We start from the raw sequence: 583 nt of genomic DNA, 5'->3' as shown, positions 1-583 counted from the left end.
CCACGGCGGTGGGCAGCGGGTGGCGTCCGGTGTGCTCCCCGACCGGGCCGGACAGCTCGGTTTCCAGATCCACGAAACGGGCGGCCGGGATGTGCCCGGCCTGGTACTGCTCGCGGTTGTCGGTGGCGCCCAGCTTCCAGCGCACGTCGAGCAGCACCAGGTTGGGGTCTTGGAGTTTCGCGGCCAGGTCGCTGGCCCGGATCAAGGCGCTCATGCGTTTGGCTCCCGGGAGATCAGGTCGTTGATGTCGTAGCTGGTGCCCTGCTCCCAGCGCTGGTAATTGCGCCCCTGGGCCGTGGCGGCGTTGCCCAGCAGCCGGTCGAACAGCCCCAGGCCGTTTTCGTTCAGCAGCCCGTCGTGGATCGGCAGCCACAGCGGCGCGTCGACCTCGGTGGCGAAGTCGATGGTCTGCCCCACCCGCGACCAGGGCGCCATGGCCGGCACCAGCAGCACGTCGGGGTGCAGCCCCACCGGCACCTGCAGGCTGTCGCCGGGGTGGAAGATCCGCTCCCCCAGCAGGTAGCCGATGTTCGCGACCACCGGGATGGAGTGGTGGATGGTGGCGTGGGTGCCGCCAAAGGCG

1 protein-coding gene and 1 pseudogene are annotated in these 583 nt (G+C 70.2%); both read right to left on the bottom strand.

Annotation, left to right across the window (positions count from 1 at the left end; genetic code table 11):
* On the bottom strand, positions 1 to 214 hold a 214-nt coding region (locus JCM19049_RS17045; RefSeq protein WP_279403509.1), incomplete at its 3' end, for a rhodanese-like domain-containing protein.
* A pseudogene (locus JCM19049_RS17040) lies at positions 211 to 583 on the bottom strand (MBL fold metallo-hydrolase); the annotation flags it as partial. The pseudogene JCM19049_RS17040 and the gene JCM19049_RS17045, both read right to left, overlap by 4 nt.

The organism is Arthrobacter sp. JCM 19049 (genome assembly GCF_001310435.1).
Note: the sequence above shows the minus strand (reverse complement) of the source record. Positions and strands in the feature narration are given on the sequence as shown.